The 21,531-nt window shown below is 62.3% G+C and carries 28 protein-coding genes; 14 read left to right on the top strand and 14 right to left on the bottom strand.

The window, feature by feature from the left end; translation table 11 throughout:
- Positions 1-75: 75 nt before the first annotated feature.
- Genes IQ25_RS14375 through IQ25_RS14350 form a run of 6 tightly spaced genes read right to left on the bottom strand, consistent with a single transcriptional unit; the run spans position 76 to position 4,112 of the window.
- Positions 76-396, bottom strand: coding sequence for a hypothetical protein (locus IQ25_RS14375; RefSeq protein ID WP_144906970.1), 321 nt, complete (start codon positions 394-396; stop codon positions 76-78).
- Complete coding sequence (locus IQ25_RS14370) at positions 396-1,808, bottom strand: NAD(P)(+) transhydrogenase (Re/Si-specific) subunit beta (RefSeq protein WP_144906969.1); 1,413 nt, start codon at positions 1,806-1,808, stop codon at positions 396-398. The genes IQ25_RS14375 and IQ25_RS14370 overlap by 1 nt, the downstream gene beginning before the upstream one ends.
- Complete coding sequence (locus IQ25_RS14365; RefSeq protein ID WP_011445494.1) at positions 1,808-2,092, bottom strand: NAD(P) transhydrogenase subunit alpha; 285 nt, start codon at positions 2,090-2,092, stop codon at positions 1,808-1,810. The genes IQ25_RS14370 and IQ25_RS14365 overlap by 1 nt, the downstream gene beginning before the upstream one ends.
- A 16-nt stretch (positions 2,093-2,108) precedes the next feature.
- A complete protein-coding gene (locus IQ25_RS14360; protein ID WP_144906968.1) occupies positions 2,109-2,828 on the bottom strand; it encodes a hypothetical protein in 720 nt (239 codons plus the stop codon).
- A gap of 26 nt (positions 2,829-2,854) precedes the next feature.
- Entirely contained in the window at positions 2,855-3,970 is a 1,116-nt protein-coding gene (locus IQ25_RS14355) for an NAD(P) transhydrogenase subunit alpha (protein WP_144906967.1), read from the bottom strand.
- A 19-nt stretch (positions 3,971-3,989) separates the two neighbouring features.
- Complete coding sequence (locus IQ25_RS14350; RefSeq protein ID WP_144906966.1) at positions 3,990-4,112, bottom strand: aa3-type cytochrome c oxidase subunit IV; 123 nt, start codon at positions 4,110-4,112, stop codon at positions 3,990-3,992.
- A 167-nt stretch (positions 4,113-4,279) separates the two neighbouring features.
- Here IQ25_RS14350 and IQ25_RS14345 point away from each other — a divergent pair, with 167 nt between their 5' ends.
- Together IQ25_RS14345 and IQ25_RS14340 are read left to right on the top strand one after the other, a co-directional pair.
- Complete coding sequence (locus IQ25_RS14345) at positions 4,280-5,698, top strand: sigma-54-dependent transcriptional regulator (RefSeq protein WP_144906965.1); 1,419 nt, start codon at positions 4,280-4,282, stop codon at positions 5,696-5,698.
- A gap of 19 nt (positions 5,699-5,717) precedes the next feature.
- A complete protein-coding gene (locus IQ25_RS14340) occupies positions 5,718-6,485 on the top strand; it encodes an SDR family NAD(P)-dependent oxidoreductase (RefSeq protein ID WP_144906964.1) in 768 nt (255 codons plus the stop codon).
- Here the strand turns inward: IQ25_RS14340 and folP are convergent.
- The 3 genes from folP to IQ25_RS14325 form a co-directional block, all read right to left on the bottom strand.
- A complete protein-coding gene (gene folP, locus IQ25_RS14335; RefSeq protein ID WP_407070599.1) occupies positions 6,482-7,588 on the bottom strand; it encodes a dihydropteroate synthase in 1,107 nt (368 codons plus the stop codon). The genes IQ25_RS14340 and folP overlap by 4 nt on opposite strands.
- Positions 7,588-8,730, bottom strand: a complete 1,143-nt coding sequence (locus IQ25_RS14330) for a site-specific DNA-methyltransferase (RefSeq protein WP_144906962.1) — start codon at positions 8,728-8,730, stop codon at positions 7,588-7,590. Before IQ25_RS14330 ends, folP begins: the two co-directional genes overlap by 1 nt.
- Positions 8,731-9,051: 321 nt before the next feature.
- Complete coding sequence (locus IQ25_RS14325; protein WP_144907115.1) at positions 9,052-9,642, bottom strand: ribonuclease HII; 591 nt, start codon at positions 9,640-9,642, stop codon at positions 9,052-9,054.
- Between the two features lie 49 nt (positions 9,643-9,691).
- Between IQ25_RS14325 and IQ25_RS14320 the strand changes: the two genes are divergently transcribed.
- Positions 9,692-10,825 carry a PQQ-dependent sugar dehydrogenase gene (locus IQ25_RS14320; protein ID WP_144906961.1) on the top strand — a complete coding sequence of 378 codons (1,134 nt, stop codon included), beginning with the start codon at positions 9,692-9,694 and terminating at the stop codon, positions 10,823-10,825.
- A 369-nt stretch (positions 10,826-11,194) separates the two neighbouring features.
- On the opposite strand, the gene IQ25_RS14315 is transcribed toward IQ25_RS14320, so the two are convergent.
- On the bottom strand, positions 11,195-13,507 hold the full coding sequence (locus IQ25_RS14315) for a S8 family peptidase (protein WP_276509797.1): 2,313 nt from the start codon (positions 13,505-13,507) through the stop codon (positions 11,195-11,197).
- 95 nt (positions 13,508-13,602) lie between these two features.
- Between IQ25_RS14315 and IQ25_RS14310 the strand changes: the two genes are divergently transcribed.
- The 6 genes from IQ25_RS14310 (at position 13,603) to IQ25_RS14290 (ending at position 17,177) form a co-directional block, all read left to right on the top strand.
- Positions 13,603-14,292 (top strand): pyrimidine 5'-nucleotidase, encoded by a 690-nt coding sequence (locus IQ25_RS14310; RefSeq protein WP_144906960.1) that lies wholly within the window; start codon positions 13,603-13,605, stop codon positions 14,290-14,292.
- A gap of 46 nt (positions 14,293-14,338) precedes the next feature.
- The gene (dapD, locus tag IQ25_RS14305; RefSeq protein ID WP_144906959.1) at positions 14,339-15,175 is read left to right on the top strand and encodes a 2,3,4,5-tetrahydropyridine-2,6-dicarboxylate N-succinyltransferase; all 837 of its coding nucleotides are present in this window, start codon (positions 14,339-14,341) and stop codon (positions 15,173-15,175) included.
- 110 nt (positions 15,176-15,285) lie between these two features.
- Positions 15,286-15,444, top strand: a complete 159-nt coding sequence (locus IQ25_RS21180) for a hypothetical protein (protein ID WP_181447255.1) — start codon at positions 15,286-15,288, stop codon at positions 15,442-15,444.
- Positions 15,445-15,460: 16 nt separating this feature from the next.
- Entirely contained in the window at positions 15,461-15,814 is a 354-nt protein-coding gene (locus tag IQ25_RS14300; protein WP_144907113.1) for a hypothetical protein, read from the top strand.
- Positions 15,815-16,015: 201 nt separating this feature from the next.
- Complete coding sequence (locus IQ25_RS14295; protein ID WP_144906958.1) at positions 16,016-16,420, top strand: DoxX family protein; 405 nt, start codon at positions 16,016-16,018, stop codon at positions 16,418-16,420.
- A 4-nt stretch (positions 16,421-16,424) separates the two neighbouring features.
- Positions 16,425-17,177 carry a sulfite exporter TauE/SafE family protein gene (locus IQ25_RS14290; RefSeq protein ID WP_144906957.1) on the top strand — a complete coding sequence of 251 codons (753 nt, stop codon included), beginning with the start codon at positions 16,425-16,427 and terminating at the stop codon, positions 17,175-17,177.
- On the opposite strand, the gene IQ25_RS14285 is transcribed toward IQ25_RS14290, so the two are convergent.
- On the bottom strand, positions 17,170-17,664 hold the full coding sequence (locus IQ25_RS14285) for a GNAT family N-acetyltransferase (protein WP_144906956.1): 495 nt from the start codon (positions 17,662-17,664) through the stop codon (positions 17,170-17,172). The two genes, IQ25_RS14290 and IQ25_RS14285, sit on opposite strands and share 8 nt — an antisense overlap.
- Before the next feature lie 188 nt (positions 17,665-17,852).
- Between IQ25_RS14285 and IQ25_RS14280 the strand changes: the two genes are divergently transcribed.
- From IQ25_RS14280 to IQ25_RS14265, 4 genes are all read left to right on the top strand, one after another.
- Complete coding sequence (locus IQ25_RS14280) at positions 17,853-18,158, top strand: alkylphosphonate utilization protein (RefSeq protein WP_144906955.1); 306 nt, start codon at positions 17,853-17,855, stop codon at positions 18,156-18,158.
- A gap of 262 nt (positions 18,159-18,420) precedes the next feature.
- Complete coding sequence (locus tag IQ25_RS14275; protein ID WP_144906954.1) at positions 18,421-18,711, top strand: hypothetical protein; 291 nt, start codon at positions 18,421-18,423, stop codon at positions 18,709-18,711.
- Positions 18,712-18,918: 207 nt separating this feature from the next.
- Positions 18,919-19,233 carry a hypothetical protein gene (locus IQ25_RS14270; RefSeq protein ID WP_144906953.1) on the top strand — a complete coding sequence of 105 codons (315 nt, stop codon included), beginning with the start codon at positions 18,919-18,921 and terminating at the stop codon, positions 19,231-19,233.
- Positions 19,234-19,286: 53 nt separating this feature from the next.
- Positions 19,287-19,679: a hypothetical protein gene (locus IQ25_RS14265; RefSeq protein WP_144906952.1), complete on the top strand. Its 393-nt coding sequence runs from the start codon at positions 19,287-19,289 to the stop codon at positions 19,677-19,679.
- Here the strand turns inward: IQ25_RS14265 and IQ25_RS14260 are convergent.
- The 3 genes from IQ25_RS14260 to IQ25_RS14250 all read right to left on the bottom strand — a co-directional run bounded on the left by IQ25_RS14260 (position 19,657) and on the right by IQ25_RS14250 (position 20,791).
- A complete protein-coding gene (locus IQ25_RS14260) occupies positions 19,657-20,106 on the bottom strand; it encodes a hypothetical protein (RefSeq protein ID WP_144906951.1) in 450 nt (149 codons plus the stop codon). The genes IQ25_RS14265 and IQ25_RS14260 overlap by 23 nt on opposite strands.
- Before the next feature lie 7 nt (positions 20,107-20,113).
- Positions 20,114-20,509 (bottom strand): DUF4440 domain-containing protein, encoded by a 396-nt coding sequence (locus IQ25_RS14255; protein ID WP_144906950.1) that lies wholly within the window; start codon positions 20,507-20,509, stop codon positions 20,114-20,116.
- A 75-nt stretch (positions 20,510-20,584) separates the two neighbouring features.
- Positions 20,585-20,791: a cold-shock protein gene (locus IQ25_RS14250; RefSeq protein WP_144906949.1), complete on the bottom strand. Its 207-nt coding sequence runs from the start codon at positions 20,789-20,791 to the stop codon at positions 20,585-20,587.
- A gap of 246 nt (positions 20,792-21,037) precedes the next feature.
- Here IQ25_RS14250 and IQ25_RS14245 point away from each other — a divergent pair, with 246 nt between their 5' ends.
- Complete coding sequence (locus IQ25_RS14245) at positions 21,038-21,505, top strand: YaiI/YqxD family protein (protein WP_144906948.1); 468 nt, start codon at positions 21,038-21,040, stop codon at positions 21,503-21,505.
- The last annotated feature ends 26 nt before the right edge of the window (positions 21,506-21,531 follow it).

Here is a 21,531-nt window from a genome sequence, read left to right as displayed (position 1 = left end):
ATAACTCCCCGGGCTTGAATGACAGGCCCCTGTTTGCACCGGCCTTACGAAAGGCGGGGCGGGAGGTCCAGACCGCTAACGCGTCTTCTCTGGCGCCAGACCGCTTGCACAGAGCGCTGCAGCGCTTGTCGTCACACCAAGCAGTTGGGCATCGCCAAGCCGCTTGACCGTTGCCACATAGTCAGCAAGCCCACGCTTCGGCCCCTGCAGTGACTGCAATCGCTTCAACTGGCCGATGCTCAGCCGATCGGTCATCCGATCCGCCATACAGGCAGCGTTGGAATCGGAAAGGCCCGCATCGACCAGAGCCGAGCGGACCTTTCCATAAGCCAGTTTCGAAGGCGTGCAGGCCGTTGCCGCCAGCGAAAGTGCCAGCAGAGCAACGGCAGCACGCATCAGTGCTGCAGCGCCTTGACGATGTCCTCGACCATCTTCTTGGCATCGGCGAGGAGCATCATGGTCTGGTCCATGTAGAACACGTCGTTGTCGACACCGGCATAGCCCACGCCGCCCATCGAGCGCTTGACGAAGAAGATCGTCTTGGCCTTGTCGACGTCGAACACGGGCATCCCGTAGATCGGCGAGGACTTGTCGGTCTTTGCTGCCGGGTTCACAACGTCGTTCGCGCCGATGATGAAGGCCACGTCAGCCTGCGCGAACTCGCTGTTGATGTCTTCCAGCTCGAACACTTCATCGTAAGGCACGTTGGCTTCGGCCAGCAGCACGTTCATGTGGCCGGGCATGCGGCCTGCGACAGGGTGGATGGCGTACTTGACGTTGACGCCTTCCTTCTTGAGCACGTCGCCCATCTCGCGCAGCGCGTGCTGCGCCTGGGACACGGCCATGCCGTATCCCGGGATGATGATGACGTTCTCGGCTTCCTTCATCATGTAGGCCGCGTCTTCGGCAGAGCCGCGCTTCCACGGGCGTTGCTCCTTGGCAGCACCGCCAGCGGCAGCGGCTTCTGCGCCGAAGCCACCTGCGATCACGGCGAGGAACCCGCGATTCATCGCCTTGCACATGATATACGACAGGATCGCACCCGACGAGCCGACCAGCGCGCCGGTCACGATCATCGCGGTGTTGTGCAGCGTGAAGCCCATCGCCGCCGCTGCCCAGCCCGAGTACGAGTTGAGCATCGAGACGACCACCGGCATGTCCGCGCCGCCGATCGGGATGATCAGTAGGAAGCCGATGATGAACGACAGCACCGTGATCGTGGCGATCACCCAGGCCGACTGGTCCTGCGTGAACCAGGCCACCAGGCCGATGATCGCGATCAGCGTGCCGAGGTTGAGCACGTGGCGCCCCGGCAGCAGGATCGGCGATCCGCTCATCTTGCCGGCAAGCTTGAGGAAGGCAATCACCGAGCCCGAAAACGTGATCGCACCGATGGCGATGCCGAGGCCGAGTTCGATGCGGCTGACCGGGTTGATCTGGCCGTCGGGCAGCATGATCCCAAAGGCGTCCGGGTTGAGGTAGGCGGCAAGGCCCACCAGCACGGCGGCCAGGCCGACCAGCGAGTGGAACGCGGCGACCAGCTGCGGCATGTCGGTCATCGCGATCTTGCGGGCGATGACGAAGCCGATGCCGCCACCGATGGCCAGCGCCACGATGATCTCGGGCAGACTGGCGATCGAATGCGTCAGCAGCGTGGTCGCGACCGCGATGGTCATGCCGATCATGCCATAGCGATTGCCCGCACGGCTCGTCGCCGGGCTGGAAAGACCGCGCAGCGCGAGGATGAACAGGACGCCCGAGACCAGATAGGCCAGCGCCACCCAGGGAGAGACAGCGACGTGTTCCATCACTTCTTCTCCTTCTTCTTGTACATCGCCAGCATGCGCGCGGTCACGGCAAACCCGCCGAAGATGTTGACCGAAGCCAGCACCACCGCGCCCAGCCCCAGCCACTTGGCCGAAGGGCTACCGGCAGCCGCCGAGGCCACCAGCGCGCCGACCACGATGACCGACGAAATCGCATTGGTCACCGCCATCAGCGGCGTATGCAGGGCCGGCGTGACCGACCAGACGACGTAGTACCCGACAAAGCAGGCGAGCACGAAAATGCTCAGGATCGATATGAAGTCCATGTCAGGCCCCTCAGCTTTAGAACAATATCGGACTTGGCAGTTTCTCGACTTTGACGGACACCCCCTCACTGCCGAGCGGCCGAATTAGAAAAACGCCCCCTGCAAGTTCAACTCTTTGAATGCTAGAACCGCCTACAATTCTAGCCCTCTTATCGAGACATTTTCTGAAGTCGTGCCTCACTGCCTCGCAAATCCGGATGGCTGCTCCCCACTGCTCAATCTGCCATTTGGTCGGGGGACTCAGTGCTTCGATCGCTTTCCGGTCGGTGACCAAATCGTAAGGCAACGGCGCAATTCGTTCGAGATCATCTATACTGACGGAACCGGGATATGAGTTGAATTCGGGAGTAGTCTTTTTCAGTATCACTCCCTCAAATGATCCGTCATTGTCTAGATCAGCGAAACAGGGGACAAGTTCACCAGTGTCAGTCCAGTCCAGCAGGGCGGCGCAACCGTAGCTCTTTTCACCTGCTGAAACGAAGATAAACTCACCAGGCTTTATCCGGCGAACACGCTTCCCGTAACGCTTTTCGAAAGGCAATTTTAAACGTGCCAGTCGAAAAGGTGCGGCGCGCATAACGAGCCATGGCTCGCCCTCTTTGACAACTTTGCTCTCCTGCGAGGCCTCTTCAGCAGTCAACTCTTGCGGAAAGTAGTACTTAATCTTTCCACTATCACTAGCGGCGTCCACCGAAATAGAACTCGCGTACAAGATCAGGTTGAAGCCAACAGCCAAGCTGGTCCTTATGGCTGTCCTCGCATTCACCCCAACAACCTCTCGTTGACCACCTTGCCGCCCTGCGTCAGGCGGATGGCGTTGCCGATTTCCTCGTCGAGCACGGGCTTGCCTTGCTCCTTGTCCCAGAAGGCCGAGAGGAAATTGTACAGGTTGCGGCTGAACAGGGCCGAGGCATCGGCCGGCAGGTGCGCGGGCGTGTTCGAATAGCCGACGATCTTCACGCCGTGCTTTTCGACCACCTGATCGGGCGCCGATCCTTCGACGTTGCCACCCTGCGCCACGGCAAGGTCGAAGATGACCGAACCGGGCTTCATCGTGGCGATCTGCGCGTCCGAGATCAGGCGCGGAGCCGGGCGGCCCGGAATCAGCGCGGTGGTGATGACGATGTCCTGCTTGGCGATGTGCGAGCTGACCAGTTCGGCCTGGGCCTTCTGGTATTCCTCGCTCATCTCCGTGGCATAGCCACCGGCGCCTTCGCCTTCGATGCCCGCCACGTTCTCCACGAAGATCGGCTTGGCGCCGAGCGACTGGATCTGCTCCTTGGTGGCCGAACGCACGTCCGTCGCCGAAACCTGCGCGCCGAGGCGGCGGGCGGTGGCGATGGCCTGAAGCCCGGCAACGCCCACGCCCATGACGAAGGCCTTGGCCGCAGAGACCGTGCCCGCCGCCGTCATCATCATCGGAAAGGCGCGACCATAAAGGTTCGCGGCAACCAGAACCGCCTTGTAGCCGGCTAGGTTCGACTGCGAGGACAGGATATCCATGGACTGCGCACGGGTGATGCGCGGCATGAACTCCATGGCGAGGGCTTCGTATCCGGCAGCGGCATAGGCATCGACACGCGCGCGCTGGCCGAACGGATCAAGCCCCGCCACGATCCACGCGCCAGGGTTTGCACCTGCCAGAAGCTCCGGCTCCGGACCCTGAACGCCAAGCACGATATCCGCGCCCTGCACCGCATTGTCCGCAACTTCCGCCCCGGCCGCGCGGTATTCATCGTCAGAGATCGAGGCAGTAATGCCCGCCCCGCTCTCCACAGACACCGTTGCCCCGAGGGCAATGAACTTCTTCACAGTCTCCGGCGACGCCGAAACCCTGCTCTCCCCCGTCGCACGTTCCCGAAGGACAGCGATCTTCATTGCCCCCGCCACGGCGCTTTTACTGGATCACCAGGATGATCACGAAGACCAGCGCGCAGATTGCGGGCGTGGCCCACTTCACCATGTTCACGAAACCTTCGTAGGTCGACTTTGCAGCCTTGATGTCATTTGCAGGAGCCATTTTCTTCCCCAAATCCATGCGCCACGGTGGCGCGACGCGCATGCTCTAGCGACCGAGTGCTTCAGGCTCAAGCCAAGAGCATCGCGGTTGCGCTTAATCGCCTCTTTACCCAATCAGGCTACTGACTGGCTCCTGACGCAAATGCGGGGGAGTCAAAGTACTAGGTCATGCACGAGCCCGAACAGCGCCTTCTCATGCTGATAGACGACGAACCCGCCCAGTGCCGCCTGATTTCGGCGCTGGCTGCGCGGGAAGGTTGGCGCACGATCATCGCCCGCGATTCGGAAAGCGCGATTGCCACGCTGGGCACGCGCCAGGGGATGCAACTTGGCGCGATAATCCTCGACCAGTGGGTGCCGGGTGACGATGCCTGCGCCTTGATCGCCGAACTCAAGGCCCGCCGCCCCGCCCTGCCGATCCTGATGCTGACGACCAGCGCATCACCCTTGCTGGCGGTAGAAGCGATGCGTGCAGGCGCAACGGACTACCTGATCAAGCCCGTAGCGCCCGAAAGGCTCCTGCAGGCCTTGCGCAGCGCAACCTCGCGCGAAACCGACGCCAGCGAACTGCAGCCGTTGACCGAGAAGTTCGGCGCTCCGCTCGATTTCGATTCGATGATCGGCGCTGCCCCCGCCTTCCGTGCAGCGCTGGCCGTGGCAGCAAAGGCCGCTCGTACCCACGGCAACATTCTGATTGAAGGCGAAAGCGGCACCGGCAAGGAAATGCTCGTGCGTGCCATGCACGCCGCAAGCCCGCGCAGCCGCACCGGCCTGCGCACGATCAACATCGGCGGCATGCCAGCCAACCAGATCGAATCCGCACTCTTCGGCCATGAAAAGGGTGCTTTCGCCGGAGCCTTCGAGCGCCATGTCGGTTTGCTGCAACACGCCGATGGCGGCACGCTCGTCATCGACGAAGTAGACCGACTGCCCGAAAATGTGCAGGACCGGCTTGTTCGTTTTCTCGAACGTGGCGATGTGCAGCCGATCGGCGCGCGCCATTCCTTCCGCATCGACGTGCGGGTTATTGCCTGCGCCAACAGCGGCCTGCGAGATCTTGTCGAAACCGGCGACTTCCGCGCCGAACTGCATACATTGTTGGCGCAGACCCAGGTTACACTCCCGTCATTGCGCGAGCGCTCGGCAGACATTCCGGCGCTGGCCCGGCATTTCCTGACTCGCATCGGCGAACAGCCCGGCCTCAGGCCGCTCGGCATTACGGACGGCGCTCTGGCGCTTCTTTCAGCCTATGACTGGCCGGGCAACGTGCGCCAGTTGCAGGCGACCCTGTTCCGCGCTGCAGTGTTCTGCGATGGCGAAGCCCTGACTGCGCAGGACTTTCCCAGCCTTTCAAACATGATCGGGGAAAGCAGCAGGCGCGCGCCCGCCGTCACTGACGGCGCAGGCATCACGCTCTTCGCACCTGACGGAAACCTGCGCCCGCTCGAAGACATCGAGGCCGATGTGATCCGCCTCGCCATCGGTCATTATCGCGGCCGCATGACGGAAGTCGCACGCAGGCTCGGGATCGGGCGATCCACCCTTTACCGCAAGCTTTCGGAACTGGGCATCGACAACGCCGCCTGATTGGCGCTAGCCTTGCGCCATGCAATCCCAATCGGAATTCTCAGGACGCACCGCGCTTGTCACCGGTGCAGCTTCAGGCATCGGTGCTGCCACCGCCCGCTGGCTCGATGCGTGTGGTATCGGGGAACTGATCCTCGTTGATCTGGACCGTCCAGCGCTCGACCAGTTGGGTCTCTCTTGCAAGTTCCGCCCGCTCGGCGGCGATGTCTCGGACCCGGCACTGTGGAAATTGCTGGAACGCGAGCTTACCCGGCTCGATTATGCCGTCCTTAACGCCGGGATCGCCACCAACGGCGAGATTACCGAACTCGACATTGCCAGCTGGCGCAAGACCATGGCGGTCAACCTTGACGGCATGTTCCTGTCGCTGCGCACGGCTCTGCGAGCCATGAAGAAGGCGTCGAGCGGCGCAGTCGTGCTCACCGCTTCGGTATCCGGCATAAAGGCGGCTGCGGGCACCGCTGCCTATTCGGCATCAAAGGCGGCAACCATCCAGCTTGCAAAGGTGGCCGCCGCCGAGGCCGCCAAGTATGGCGTGCGCGTCAACGCGATTGCTCCGGGCGGCGTCGATACCGGCATCTGGGACCGCGCAGAGTGGTTCGCCCCACTTGTCGAACAACATGGCGGGCGGGCAGAGGCACTTGCCGCCATGGCCAAGGACGCAACGCCGCTCGGCCGTTTTGCCAGTGCTGATGAAGTCGCGGCCCAGATCGGATTTCTCCTTTCCGACGTGGCCGCCACGATCACCGGTACGTGCCTCGTCAGCGATGGCGGCGTATCGCTTTAGGCCAGTTGGCTGAAGTCGGTAAGCGCGGCATCACGAAGCCCCCGCCAGACGTGGAAAGCCTGCACGGTCTCGGCCACGTCGTGTACGCGCACCATTTGGCACCCGGCATCCATCGCCTTCAGCGCCAGCATGAGCGATCCCGGCATCCGCTGATGCGCCAGCGCCTCGTTGGAAAGCGCTCCGATCATCCTTTTGCGGCTCGCCCCGAACAGTATCGGCTGTCCCAATGCATGATACAGCGGCAGCGCATTGATCAGCGCGAGGTTCTCGGCCAGCGACTTGCCAAAGCCAATGCCGGGATCAAGCAGTATTCTTTCACGCGCAATCCCCGCGGCCAGCGCCGCATCACGACGGTCGCGCAAAGCGTCAAACACGTCAAGCACGACATCTCCATAGTCCCCATCGGCATGAAGGTCGCCGTCGGCACCCGGCGCATGCATCAGGACCACCGGCGCGCCAGACCGCGCGACGATCTCCGCCGTTCGCGGATCATGCCGCATGGCCGAAACGTCATTGACGATATGCGCCCCCGCCGCGAGCGCTGCCTCGATCACGCTCGAGCGGCGACTGTCTATGGAAATCGCAGCCCCTGCTACCGCCAGTTGCTCGATCACCGGAACGACGCGCTTGACCTCGTCTCCCTCCCACACCGCTGCTGCGCCGGGACGGGTGGATTCCCCGCCAACATCAATCAGGCCGGCACCTGCCGAGAGCATGGCATGGGCATGCTCCAGCGCCGCATCGGGCTTGTCGAGAAACTTGCCGCCATCGGAGAAGCTGTCGGGCGTGACGTTGAGAATGCCCATGATCTGCGGCTGGTCGAGCCGCAGCATCCGCTGTCCGCAGACGAGCGGCGCATGCGTTCGTCGCAGGTTGTCCCATTGCTGTATTGCGTCTTCTGCCAATGAATCGGGCAAGCCTCCGAGCACAGTCTGCACGTCAGCCGTGCCGAAACGGTGCCGCGAAACGACCCGCCCGCCATCGCGCACAATAATCGCAAAGCGGCTGGCATAGACCAGGCCACCGCCCAACCGGATAGCCTCGCCCTCCTCCGACTGCGGGCTGTCAGCGAACGCGATCGGCCGGATATAGACGCTGGGCATCAATCCTCGACGGCCAGCAGATACAACTGCCGAAGAGAGTCGATCGGCTTGACCTCACCCTCATGCTCGACGTGCCAGAAAGTCCAGCCATTGCACGAAGGCGCGCCTTGTAACTTGGCGCCAAGGCCGTGGATCGAGCCGATCTCGGCATCAGACTGCAGCGAACCATCGGCGCGGACGGTGGCAGTGAACCGTCCCTTCTTGGCCGTCAGTCGCGTGCCGGGAGCCAGATAACCGCTCTCCACCAGCGCCCCGAAGGCGACCTTGGGAGCCGAACGCTTCGACTGCATCGTCACAAGCGAGGACTCATCCAGCGGCAGAGCGAGTTCGATGCGCTCCTGCGCCACCTCGATATAGTCGTCTTCGCGCTCACAACCGATCCAGTCACGGCCGAGGCGCTTGGCCACCGCGCCGGTCGTGCCAGTGCCGAAGAACGGATCGAGCACCACGTCACCCTTGTTGGTCGTGGCCAGCATCACGCGATAGAGCAGTGCCTCGGGCTTCTGCGTCGGGTGCGCCTTGGTGCCATTGCGGCGCAGGCGTTCGGGGCCGGAGCAGATCGGCAGCACCCAGTCCGAGCGCATCTGCAATTCGTCGTTCAGCGTCTTCATCGCGCGATAATTGAACGTGTACTTCGACTTCTCGCTCTTCGACGCCCAGATCAGCGTCTCGTGCGCATTGGTAAAGCGCGTGCCTTTGAAGTTGGGCATCGGGTTGGCCTTGCGCCAGATGATGTCGTTGAGAATCCAGAAGCCCAGGTCCTGCAGGATCGTGCCGACGCGGAAGATGTTATGATAGCTGCCGATCACCCAGATCGAGCCATCGGGCTTGAGCAACCGGCGGGCCTCGGTCAGCCACTCTCGGGTGAACTGGTCGTAGACTGCAAAGCTGGAGAACTTGTCCCAGTCGTTGGTCACTGCATCGACATGACTGCCATCAGGGCGCGCAAGATCGCCGCCCAGTTGCAGGTTGTAGGGTGGGTCGGCAAAGATCATGTCGATCGAGGCATCGGGCAGCTTGCGCATTTCCGAAATGCAGTCACCGCGCAGGATCTGGTTCACCGGCAGCGCGACATCCGCCTTCAGCACCTTCGCCGGCGCCGCGCGCAGAGCCTTCGCCCGTTCCTTGACTGCAACTGCCATATCTAGTCCCTGACCCCTTGTGGATAAGGGCACCGTTTGAGTCATCACGGACTCGCCGTCAAGCCGCGACTCGCCGAATTCTCGCGAGTCGCGCGAGGTGCAGGATGAGAACGAAACGAGTCTATTTCGACATGTTGAGTCTCGTGATGCCACCCGGACTCAACATCTAGTAGTGTGTCCAGACAGACTCACACGCAAAAAATTTCTCCTCCTCTCGTCATTGCGAGGAGGCGAAGCCGACGAAGCAATCCAGAGCGTCATAGCAAACCGCTCTGGATTGCTTCGCTACGCTCGCAATGACGAATTGCGAGGTTGAACGTCCTACAGCAACTGCAACTGCGCCACCGGGGCGAAACTGCGCCGGTGCAGCGGGGTCGGCCCATGCTCGCGCAGGGCCGCCAGATGCTCTGGCGTGCCATACCCGGCATTGCGCTCCCAGCCATAGTGCGGATGTGCCAGCGCAGCTTCGCGCATGATGCGATCGCGGTGTTCCTTGGCTATGATAGAGGCTGCCGAAATGCACGGCTCCAGCGCATCCCCTCCCACGATCGGTCGAGCCGGCCAGCACCATTCCGGGCGGCGTCCGTGCGGCGTAAGATTGCCATCAACCAGCACCTCGCCCACGCCCTCGTCATGCGCCATCTGCTCGCACAGGGCCTTCACTGCCAGCGTCATGGCCAGCATGGTCGCGCCGAAGATGTTGAGCCGGTCTATCTCATCGGGTTCGACCACGCCCACTGCCCAACGGCAGCGCCGTTTGATCTTCTCTTCCAGCTCCGCCCGCCGCGCGGCACTCAGCTTCTTGGAGTCATCCAGCCCCGAAGGCCGCGGCTTGCACAGTACCACTGCCGCGGCCACCACTGGACCCGCCAAAGGTCCACGCCCCGCCTCGTCCACGCCGATGGTGACCATGGACGAAAAGGAGGTGGCACAACTTGCGTTCAGGGGCATTGTGGGCTGCATGACGAATCCGATCCTGCGCTCGCTATCGCCTCTCGCCCTGCTCCTCGCAAGCTGCGGCTCATCGATTTCCGCACAAGGGGCTGACCCGGCTGCTGCGGGCATCACGGTGACCGACGTCGCCACCTTCGACGAGCCTTGGGCAATGACCTTCCTGCCCGGAACCAATCAGGCGCTGATTACCGAGAAGAAGGGCAAGCTCAAGCTATGGACCGAAGGCACCGACAAGACCGTCGACGTCTCGGGCACACCCACGGTCGACTATGGTGGACAGGGCGGCTTCGGCGATGTCGTCGCCGCGCCCGATTTCGCGCAGAGCGGCATGGTCTATCTCAGCTGGGTCGAAGCGGGCCAGAACAACACGCGCGGCGCGGTCGTCGCCCGGGCAAAGCTGGTCCTCGGCGATGCCCCCCGCCTCGAAGGGCTGAGCGTGATCTGGCGGCAGTTCCCCAAGGTCACCGGGCGCGGCCACTATTCGCACCGCATCGCCTTTTCGCCCGACGGCAAATACCTGTTCATCACCTCGGGTGACCGTCAGAAGTTCACGCCCGCGCAGGACATGAACGCGAACCTCGGCAAGGTCATCCGCCTCCTGCCCGATGGCACACCTGCCCCTGGCAACCCATTTGCGGACAAGGGAGGCGTCTCGGCGCAAATCTGGTCTTATGGCCACCGCAACCTGCTCGGCCTTACCTTCTCACCCGATGGTCGGCTGTGGGACATCGAACACGGCCCCGCTGGCGGTGACGAGATCAACCATGTGGAACCTGGCAAGAACTACGGCTGGCCGCTGGTGTCGGACGGAGACCACTACGACGGCAAGCCGATCCCCCGCAACAAGACCCGCCCCGACCTCGCCCAGCCCGCGATCAGCTGGAACCCTGTCATCGCCCCGGGCAACATGATCTTCTACACCGGCAAAGCCTTCCCCCAATGGCAAGGCCAGGCCTTGATCGCCGCCTTGGGTTCAGGCGGTATCGTCCGCGTGAAGATCGACGGCGAGAAAGCCACCGAACTCGAACGCATAGACCTCGGCAACCGCATCCGCGAAATCGAGCAGGCGCCGGACGGGACGTTGTATGTGTTGGAGGATGGTGAAGGAGCGAAGCTTCGGCATGTGGTGCCGAAGGGGTGAGCGCACCCTCAACTTTCAACCCACTCAATCAGATACGATTGGGGCATCGCATAAGTTCAAATCGGTGTTTGGAGTGTGGCAAGCGCGAGACTTGTAGGCCACCACGCAGCCAACTTTCCTGATGTGCCGAACCGCGACATAGCGTCCTGCCTCGTCAAAAGGCCCAAACTCCATCGTGCTCACGTTACCGTTAGGCAGCGGCAAGACCTCCGTAGGAAAAACAGCTGCGAGCTTTCCAAGGCAATCGGGTGCTGCGACTACTTCAATGTTTGATCGTATTGCGCGCTTCGCGGCGTCGCTCTCGTTTGGCGCGCAAGGAATACAGGCGAGAAGGATCGAAGCAGCGACCAAAAGGGATCTTATCACACGCTAAAACCCCCGCGACCACCTTACTGCAAACCCGCTATCATCAGCCGCACCGGCAAAATGCCCCGGCTCCTTGCGTAAGAACACACTGGCCGAGGCGTCGCCGTCCCAAAGCGCCGTCGCCCACGCCAGTTCCGCATCAAGCTCCCGCCCCTTCGGCGCCAGCGACAGCGGCACGCGGGCGAAGGTGGCGGTCTGCGTCGCGTAGTCCCACGCTACCGGCAGGTTGAAGTCCAGCCCGCCGCGCTCCACCCGCAAGGGTTGCGAGAGGCGGAAGGCCAGACGGTCACCGTCCGCCACCACGCCCTCGCGCGAAAGATCGACGCTCCATGAGGACGACACCAGTCGCGAGCCGCTCGTCGCCACCGCCCCGCTGTCGATCCGCGTAAAGCCCAAGCTGCCCGTCGCCCCCAGCGCCCAGCCCTTCCCGAAGCGCCAGCCAAGGCCCGGCGATACCGTCGCCGTCGTCGCCCCGCCGCCACCCAGCGCATCGGCAAGCCGCGCGCCGAGGACCGTGCGCTCCTCGCGCATCAGGTTAAGGCCCAGCCGCCAGTCGAACGCCCCACCTCGCCCGCCATCCAGCGCCAAGCCAAACTGCGTCATCCGATCCTCGCGCCGCTCGCGCAGTGGATCACGCCGCACCAGCACGCCACGCTCCGCCGAAACCGTCAGCCCCATACGTCCCAACCGATAGCGCGCCGCCATGCCGGTCTCGGGCCGCGTGAACACGCCGCCCGCCATCCCCGCGACAAGGAATTGCGGCTCCCACCGCTTCTGCAATCGCGCGGTAAGGCTCTCGGCACTCACCTTCCACCCCAGCGCCAGATCGAGCGACCGGTCAATCCGCGTGACAACCGAAGACGCCAGTACGCGCGCCTGCTGTCCCTCACCGGGCGCGAGCCGAAGCGGCACCGCACCGAACCGCCGGTCCACCGTGAAGGCCAGCGCAAAACCCGAAGCATCCATCGCCACAGGTCTGCCCCCGCCCGCCAACGCCTCGTGCAACGGCAAGCGCGATTGCCCAACGCGGAGGCCCGCCGCAAGGTTCAGCTTATAAGCCCGCTGGTAACCATCAAGCATCACCGTGCCAAGAGACGCGCCGGTCAAGGCATCGCCCATCGCCCCGCTGCTCGTCCCTGCAAGACCATCCAGCGAGATCGGCACGCTCGTTCCTGCCAGCCCCGTCGACCCCTGCGGCGAGAACGCCCGCGCAATGTCGAGAATCCCGCGCCCATAGATCGCATCCGTGCCCGTTGCGCCCGCATCGCGCGCAGTGCGCAGCAGCAGGTCGACGATTTGCGGGCCGGTCAGGTTCGGAAAGGCCTGCGCCAGCAGCGCCACCGCACCCGAAACCTGCGGTGCGGCAAAGCTCGTCCCGTTGACCAGCGTGACAAACGTCCCTTGTGCATTCGTCGTCGTCTTGATCGTGCTGCCCTCATAGACGCAGCAAATCTCTTCGCCCTGCGCCATCAGCACCGATGCCGCCGAGGCACCCGCCTTGTTGCTGAAGTCCGATGCAAGGCCACTCGAATTGACAGAGCCCACCACGATCACGTTGCTGCTGCCTGCCTGCAGTACCGAAACTGCAAAAGGATCGGGGTTGGTGGGATCAATAGCAGGGTCAGTGCTGTCGCCCTCGTTTCCGGCCGAGACAATGACCACGACACCAGCAGATGCCGCTCGCCCCACGGCTGCACGCAAGGTCGCGTTCGCGGGATCGCCACCAAGCGAAAGGTTTATCACCCGCGCGCCCGCGCTGACCGCCGCATCAATGCCCGCAGCAATGTTCTCGTCAGAGAAACTGCAGCCATCGCTCCCGGTGCAACTGCCCGGTGTATCGGCACGCAGCATCTGAACCGTCGCGTTCCACGCGATGCCCACGATGCCAGAATTGTTGCGCGCCGCCGCAGCCGTGAGGGCGACTTGCGTGCCATGATCGTCATCAGCGTTTACCAGACCACGCGAACCCGCCACGTCCCGCGAAGCCGACGAAACGCGTCCGGCAAACTCCGTGTTGGCAGTGTTGATACCGGAATCGACGATCGCGATGGTCGTTCCCGCACCGTTCGCACCCGCCTGCCACGCCGTGATCGCGCCGTGGAGCGAAGGCCCGTCAGACCGCCGATACTCCGCCGTATCGAAGTTGGTGGGGGTTGGCGTGGGTGTAGGGGTCGGCGTGGGAACCGGCGTTGGTGTCGGCGTCGGCGCGGGAGCAGGAGCCGGGGTGCTCGATACACCTCCCCCTCCACCGCACCCTGTCAACCCGATGGCAAGCGCCACGACCGCCGCATGTCCTACCCAACGTTTTCCCGACATCACCGCACCCTGGCTTCGGTAGCTTTGCTCAAGTCTTGCTGATAACCCCGCCAGCGTAAATGCCGAATGACACAGGTCCGGACTGGAATACGCAAATGCCCTTTGATCCCCACATCGTCGATTGCTGGATCTTCGATCTCGACAACACCCTCTACCCACCTTCGACCAGACTGTTTGACCAGATCGACCAGCGCATGGGCCTGTTCATCCGGGAACTGCTGGGCTGCGACGAGATCGAGGCCCGGCGCGTCCAGAAGCTCTACTTCCACGATCACGGCACCACGCTCTCGGGCCTGATGCATTACCACGCTACGGATCCGTACGACTTCCTCGGCTTCGTCCACGATATCGACATGGCCCCGCTCGCCGCGGCCCCGCGCCTTGCCGAAAGGGTCGCTGCCCTGCCCGGCCGCAAGATCCTCTTCACCAACGGCGACGACGCCTATGCCGCAAAGGTGCTGGCCGCACTCGACCTTTCGGAAAGCTTCGATGCCATGTGGGACATTCACGCCATGGCCTACAAGCCCAAGCCCGAACCTGCCGCCTACACCGGCATGATCGAAGCTCTTGGCATCAATCCCGAAACCTCGGTCTTTGTCGAGGACATGGCCCGAAACCTCGCCCCCGCCAAGGCGCTAGGCATGCAGACCGTCTGGCTCGATCTCGCGACCGACTGGGGCGATCGCGCCAAGGATGATGCCGCGATTGACGTAGTCACCGACGATGTGGTGGCGTGGCTCGATCATACGATTGCAACCCTTGCCGATCCGGCAACGCTCCGCTAGTCGCCACGCAATTTTGTTCCATACCGATCCCGCACGGAGAAACGCCATGACCGAACAGCTGCAAGCTGCCATCGAAGCTGCTTGGGAAGACCGCGCCAATGTCACCCCCGCCAGCGATGCCGTGCGCGAAGTCGTCGAAGCTGCGCTCGAATTGCTCGACAGCGGCAAGGCCCGCGCGGCCGAAAAGGTTGAAGGCGAATGGCGCGTCAATCAGTGGCTCAAGAAGGCCGTGCTGCTCTCGTTCCGCCTCAATGACAACGCAGTGATCGAGAACGGATCGGGCGGCGCTCCGGCATTCGACAAGGTGCCTTCCAAGTTTGACGGCTGGGGCGAGAACCGCTTTCGCGATGCCGGTTTCCGCGTCGTCCCCGGCGCCGTGGCGCGCAAGGGCGCGCACATTGCCAAGGGTGTCGTTCTGATGCCGAGCTTCGTCAACATCGGCGCCTATGTCGATGAAGGCACGATGGTAGATACCTGGGCCACCGTTGGCTCCTGTGCGCAGATCGGCAAGAACGTCCACATCTCGGGCGGTGCCGGCATCGGCGGCGTGCTCGAACCGCTGCAGGCAGGCCCGGTCATCATCGAGGACGGCGCGTTCATCGGCGCACGTTCGGAAGTGGCCGAAGGCGTGATCGTCGGTGAAGGTGCAGTGCTGTCGATGGGCGTGTATCTGGGCGCATCGACCAAGATCGTCGATCGCCAGACCGGTGAAATCCACATCGGTCGCGTGCCGCCCTATGCCGTGGTCGTACCCGGCGCGATGCCCGGCAAGCCCCTCCCTGACGGCACCTCGGGACCCTCGCTCTACTGCGCCGTGATCGTCAAGACTGTCGACGCCCAGACCCGCAGCAAGACCGGGATCAACGAACTCCTTCGGGACTGATCAATCACCGAAAACACGCGTTCCGGTCCTGTCCATCGGGGCAGAGCCGGAACAGGGCGGGTTCCCGAGCGTAGAGTCGGCAAGCACGGTTCTGCCGAAGGAGAAACGCCATGGAACGTCACGGCGAAGAAACGCATATCACCACAGAAGAGGCCCGCGGTGGCACTGGCCTCAACGTGATGCGCTGGGTTTTGCTGATAAGCCTGATCTTGGCTATCGGCGCACTGACAATGATCTGGGTTACCGGGGCGCTTACTACCCCGCAGTAACAGTTTACGGTTGGATATGACGGTCGGCTGGAAACTCGATGCAAAATGTCGCGAGGAGCTGCTGGCCGCATATCCGCCGCGCTATACCTGCTCCGTGGCAGATCACGTCACACTTTCGGTATTCGGCAAGGAAGCGCCGCAGCCCGTTGATGCCGCATTCATCATTGCACGTGTAGATGATGATCTTGGCGTCGAAGCTTTCATCGTCTCGATTGCGGGTTCCACCGCTCGACCAGACGGTGGAACGTGGCACATCACTTGGTCTCTGGCAGACGGCCGCGCCGCCCGGGAGAGCAACGATGTGATCGCCAGCAAGCCGTGGGCGCCCATGCCCGCCATGGCACTTTCGCTCTACCCTGCGCACTGGTGATTGACACACCCGGACCAGGCGGCAATCGTCCCGCCATGTCTATGGCCTATGATCTGATCGCCCAACCGGGTCTTTCGCAACATCCACAAAGGGGTCGCCGTGTGCGTGCGTTCTCCGATGCACTAGCTCTAGGCTACGATTCCGTATCTTGTTGCAAGCTCTCGGGCCTTGTTCTCTCCTCGCCAGTAGGCGACTAGGCACATGATCCGCCATGTTCTGCGCTGGGTTCTGGCAGTGTTCTATTTCTTGGCAGGCGTGATCCACGTCGTCGCACCCGCCCCGTTTCTCACCATCATGCCAGCGTGGGTTCCTGCACCCGAAGCAACCGTGCTGTGGACCGGTGTTGCCGAGCTGCTCGGCGCAATCGGTCTCGCCCAGCCTTTCTCCATCCCACTGCGCCGCGCCGCCGCTGTCGGTTTGGCCGCCTACGCAGTCTGCGTATTCCCGGCCAATATCCACCATTTCGCGCTCGATATGACCAAGGCTGATCACGGTGCCGGCCTTGCCTATCACGTACCCCGCATGTTCGCACAGCCCCTGCTGGTCTGGCTGGCGCTGTGGACTGGCGGCGTGACAGAATGGCCATGGAAGCCCAAGGGCGGCTGAATCAATGCTCTTGTCCGATCCCGCTACCCTTGCGGCCTGCGTCGCGGCAGTCATTCTCGTCGGCATGGCCAAGGGAGGCTTCTCCGGGCTTGGCGCATTGGGAACACCGGTTGCCGCACTGGTCCTCCCACCATCGACAGCTGCGGCAATTCTCCTGCCCATCCTGATCGTTCAGGATGTCGTAAGCGTCTGGTCCTTTCGCCACGCCTGGGACCGCTGGATCGTCGCGTGGATGCTGCCCGGCGCTCTCGCCGGTATCACCGTAGGTTGGGCCGTCGCAGCGAGCATCGACGAAAAGGCCCTGATGGGGGTTCTTGGCGGAATCACACTGCTCTTCGGAGCCTATCGGCTCTGGGTCGAACGGGGCAACCGGGTCGTCGCAGCCTCAACCTCGCCCGGCTGGGTGGGCGCGCTATTCGGTATGGCTACGGGCTTCACCAGTCAGGTTGCTCATGCTGGAGGCCCGCCGTTCCAGATGTGGGTGACGCCGCGCAAGTTGCCACACCTCACATATGCCGGAACTAACGCGATCCTCTTTGCCGCGATAAACTGGCTCAAGGTCCCGAGCTACATACTGCTAGGGGCCTTCACCCGAGATGTGGTGATAGCAGCCGCGCTGCTTGTCCCGCTCGCTATCATCACCACGCTGCTATCGGTCCGGGTGGTCAAAGTCCTCCGCCCTGAACGCTTCTACACGATCATCTACCTGCTCATGGTCCTTCTTGGCGGAAAGCTGATGGCCGACGCGTTCACTTGATCAGCACCGGCCTTGTCATCGTCCAGAATCGCGGCCCGTTTCTGGCCACGTGCCAATCGCGGATCACCTCAAACCCCAGCGCGCGGTAGAGCCCGACATTGCTCTCTGTCGCTGTCTCGAGCACTGCGGGCAGCGCCGCAGCGTCGGCCTCGGAAAGCCCGGCGCGGATCGCCAAGCCTCCAAGGCCTCGCCCCTGCCGATCCGGCCGAACTCCGGCCATCCTGAGATAGAACTGCTGCTCGCCCTTGGGCAGGTTCCGTCCGATCATCCGATCTGCCCGTTCCGCCCTCAATACAGCCGTGCCCAGCATTCCCACGAAACGTACCAGCGCTGGCGGCGTCAACGGTGCGTGGTCATGGACGCTTCCGGGCGGACGCCACATCGTCACCACTTCGCAGCCAGGCGTACCCAGAACCATGCCATGCCGCAGGTGATCGTTGAACATCCATCGGATCAGCCGAGGCAAGCGTCGTGTCCGTGTGGCCATGTCAGGAAACATCCAGCACATGGCAGGATCGTTGCTGAATGCTGCCGAAAGAGTCTCTGTCGCTGCATCCACATGGTGAATGCCAAGCCTGATTATCGAACGATCCAAACAATCCATCCCCTGTCCGTCGCTTTTGCTGGCAAGGAGCGCACGCGCGTGCAACGGGAACTTTGATCAAGGAGGGAATGATGAGCGACGACGAAGACTATGTCTATGATGAAGACAGCGGTGAATGGATGTCCGCATCCGAACTCGCCGCAAAGCGCACGGCCGAAAGCGCCGTTGAAGTCCGCGATGCTGTCGGCAACATCTTGGCTGATGGCGATCAGGTGACACTGATCAAGGATCTCGAGGTCAAAGGTGCCGGACAGACACTCAAGCAGGGCACGCTGATCAAGTCGATCCGACTGACCGGTGACCCTCAGGAAATCGACTGCAAATACCCTGGCATCAAGGGCCTCGTCCTGCGCGCGGAATTCGTTCGCAAGCGCTGATCGCCGCGCAGTGGCAGCACGGTCCAGCACGCCACTGCGCACGGACTTTTCAGCGCATTATTACGTATGTTTGGGCAGGGCGGATCGATCGGATCAGTCACATCACCTTGTAATTTTGACGAAACTTATACGATTGCAAAACATGCAACCAGGGCTCCGGCAAATACAATTGCGGCACCGCACAAGATTTGTATGCTGCAACGCAACAAGATAAGGGTGCTGCTGAAGGCAATCTTTCCTTATCTTTCCAGGAGACATTGCCATGTTCAAGACTGTCCTCGCCGCCGCTGCCGCCGTGCTCGTCGCCACCCCCGTGTTCGCTGCCGAACCTGAAACCGGTTCGTTCACCTACCAGGGCGTGAAGTACGATTACACCGCCGAACAGCAGGGCGAAGTCAAGGTTCTCAAGGGTTCGGCCTATGCCGGCAAGGTGCCTTTCGAACTGAAGGTCACCAAGCGTTCGGTCACCGGCCGCTTCAACGGTCGCCCGGTCTCGTTCGACGTCAAGGACGTCAAGAAGATCTCGAGCAAGGCCGCTGCCAGCAACGATTGACTGCCCCGCAACACGGGACTGCCAACCCAGATGGCGAAAAATCGCCAACTGGCCAGCAGCGCCTCACCCGTGAACCGCGCCAGCTTCGCGCTGAACCGGTAGTCTCGAAAAGGGCGCTTCCCACGCGGAGGCGCCCTTTTTCGTGCTGCTAACTCTGCAATAAGAAGTTATCCTTATACTTCCTCTCGGACATCAAGGGAGGACAGGATGTTTGCCATTGCCCGCGCCGTTGCGCGCCGCCCGCTGCCCGCACTGTGCGTGGTTGGATTGATCGGCTTTCTCGCATTCGGGCAATCGCCCGCGGAAAAGCCTGCTGATCCATGGGGAGCGGCTCCGCCAGCGGTCGAAGCCGAAGCCTCGTCGCAGGACTCGATGCTCTCCAAGGCCGTCGATACCGCAGCCGACTACGCCGAAAAAGCCGACAGCACCGGAACCGTTGCCAAGGTACGCGGCACGGTTGAAACCACCGCCTCCGGTCTGGACAACTCGGCAAACGCAGTGGCCAAAGCCACCGGGAACTGATTGGCGAACTCCGGCTTTCCTCTGCTAGACTGGGGAACGTCGGAGAGTTCGCAATGGAGCCGAACAGAATTGCAGCTCTGCTGCTTGTCGCTGGCAGCGCTCTTGGCATGGCCAGCGCCAGTCTCGTGCCCACCCGCGCGGTATCCGCCCCGGCTCCATATCGTTCGGCCTCTGCCGAGGATTACCCAGAGATAACCGCCGTCTCTTACGAGAACATCCCTGGTCCAGTCGCCCCGATCATTCGTCGCGCACCGATGCAATTGGCTGCATGGGAACAGCCTTGGCGCGAACCACCGCCGCTCCCGCCCGAAGCAACTTATCCTGACGAGAATGGCGAGTACGCCGAAGAATACCCGTCACCGGTCGAAAGCTTGGATGGGCATTACGAATCCGAGCTTGCCGACGAACCTGTAGAAATGTCGATCACCCTCGCGGGCCACCCATAACCCGGACGTCGAGTCCGCTATTAGCAGAGCGCGCATCGTGCACGGCGATCACTTCCTCGAGCCTTGCCGCCACCGCGCTGTCATCAGCAGAACCGTCCACCGGATAGCGCGCTATCACCATGCCATCGGCAATGCTGGTCACGCAAATGTAGCGAATGGTCGATCGGGCGGCGAGTTCGTCGAGATCCACGCCGTCCGCAAGCCGCCACGATTTCCCTCCATGCGACCGGATCGGCCGCAGGCAATGGCGACAGATCGAATGGAGGGTGCCGTCTTCCTCGCGCGACTTTTGCGCAACCGGTAGATGAGTGCGCGTGTACCAGCACTGCGTCAGCGTATTCGATGTTGCGGGGCGGATCAGCATGCCTGAAACATGCTCGCGCGTGGTTGGTACCAGGTAAATCGCCACCTGCGCAAAGATACGCATGCGTGGGTCAGGTCAGCGTAACGAAAATCTCCGCAACCAGCATCCACAGCGTGCCGAAGCGGCGCCATTTGGCCGCGTATGTCCCCGAGGCAAGGACGGTTTTCGTGCTTTCGGCGACGCCGGACCAGCGCCCATGCTCCATGGCGATGGGCTCCACCGCAGATGCAATGATCGTTTCGGTACTACGCGTGTATAGGGTTCGCGGCCGAGCGCTGAATTCGCGCTTCCAGGCCTGCAACTGGGCTTTGCGCCCAGCAATCACCGCACTGTCTGTGCCAGTGACGAGTATCGCCTCGGGGCTGAGAATCTGCCCGATGGCGGGAAGGTCCGCCTCTGCCAGCGCGCGGTTGAAAGCGGCGCGGCGAAGGCGGACCTGAAGTTCGGCGTCAGCGACTGTCGACATTTCCTCGCGATGGCAGAAGCCAGGCGATTTGAAAACCGATCAGTCAACCAAAGCCTTGCAATCCGTACCGATCAATCAGGCCGAAGCGAGATTGACAGCCGAAGCCTTGCCATTGCGGCCAGTCTCGACTTCATAGCTAAGGCGCTGGTCCTTATCGAGGCTCGACATGCCGGCAGCCTGAACGGCCGAGATGTGTACGAAGCTGTCCGCGCCGCCGTTGTCAGGCTGGATGAAGCCATAGCCCTTTTCGGTGTTGAAAAACTTTACGGTGCCTACTGGCATGGGATGTCCTTTCAAGAACGATTGTTGCCCGGCAGCGAAAGTGCAGCCAGGCCGTGCGTCAAAATCGTCAATTGAAAGGAAATCGTCGTCGAAGGCCTCGCCTTGGCCGAAGCGCCAGCGTGGTAGTCAATACCGAAGTCCGTCGCAAAATTCGACGTCAGCAGCGCTCTTGTAGCACCCTGCCCTTACTTTGGCGAACTTAATCGGACGGTGGCTCTCGGAGCGTCATGTAGCTATGTCCCGGGCATGAGCGAAACGCCCCCCGAAACACCGCAGATTCTGGTCGATGGTGATGCCTGCCCGGTAAAGGAAGAGATCTACAAGGTTGCCTTCCGCCGCAATGTCGCGGTTACGGTCGTCAGCAACTCCCCGTTCCGCGTGCCCGTTCATCCCCTCGTCCGCCGCGTCGTCGTCAGCGATGGTTTCGACGCAGCCGACGACTGGATTGCCGAAGCTGCAGGGCCGAAAACTGTGGCGATCACAGCCGACATCCTGCTCGCCGACCGGTGCCTTAAGGCCGGAGCAACTGTCCTGTCTCCTTCCGGAAAGCCATTCACCACCAGCTCGATCGGCAGCCAGATTGCCACCCGTGCGATCATGGCCGATTTGCGCGCCGGAGGAGACATCGTCGGAGGCCCCGCTCCGTTTTCAAAGACTGACCGCTCGCGGTTCCTGTCTGCGCTCGACGAAGCACTGGCGCGCCTCACACGTTAAAGTTCGCTATTGGGTCCCAAAGCGCC

The organism is Novosphingobium taihuense (assembly GCF_007830315.1).
Lineage (GTDB): Bacteria > Pseudomonadota > Alphaproteobacteria > Sphingomonadales > Sphingomonadaceae > Novosphingobium > Novosphingobium taihuense.
Note: the sequence above shows the minus strand (reverse complement) of the source record. Positions and strands in the feature narration are given on the sequence as shown.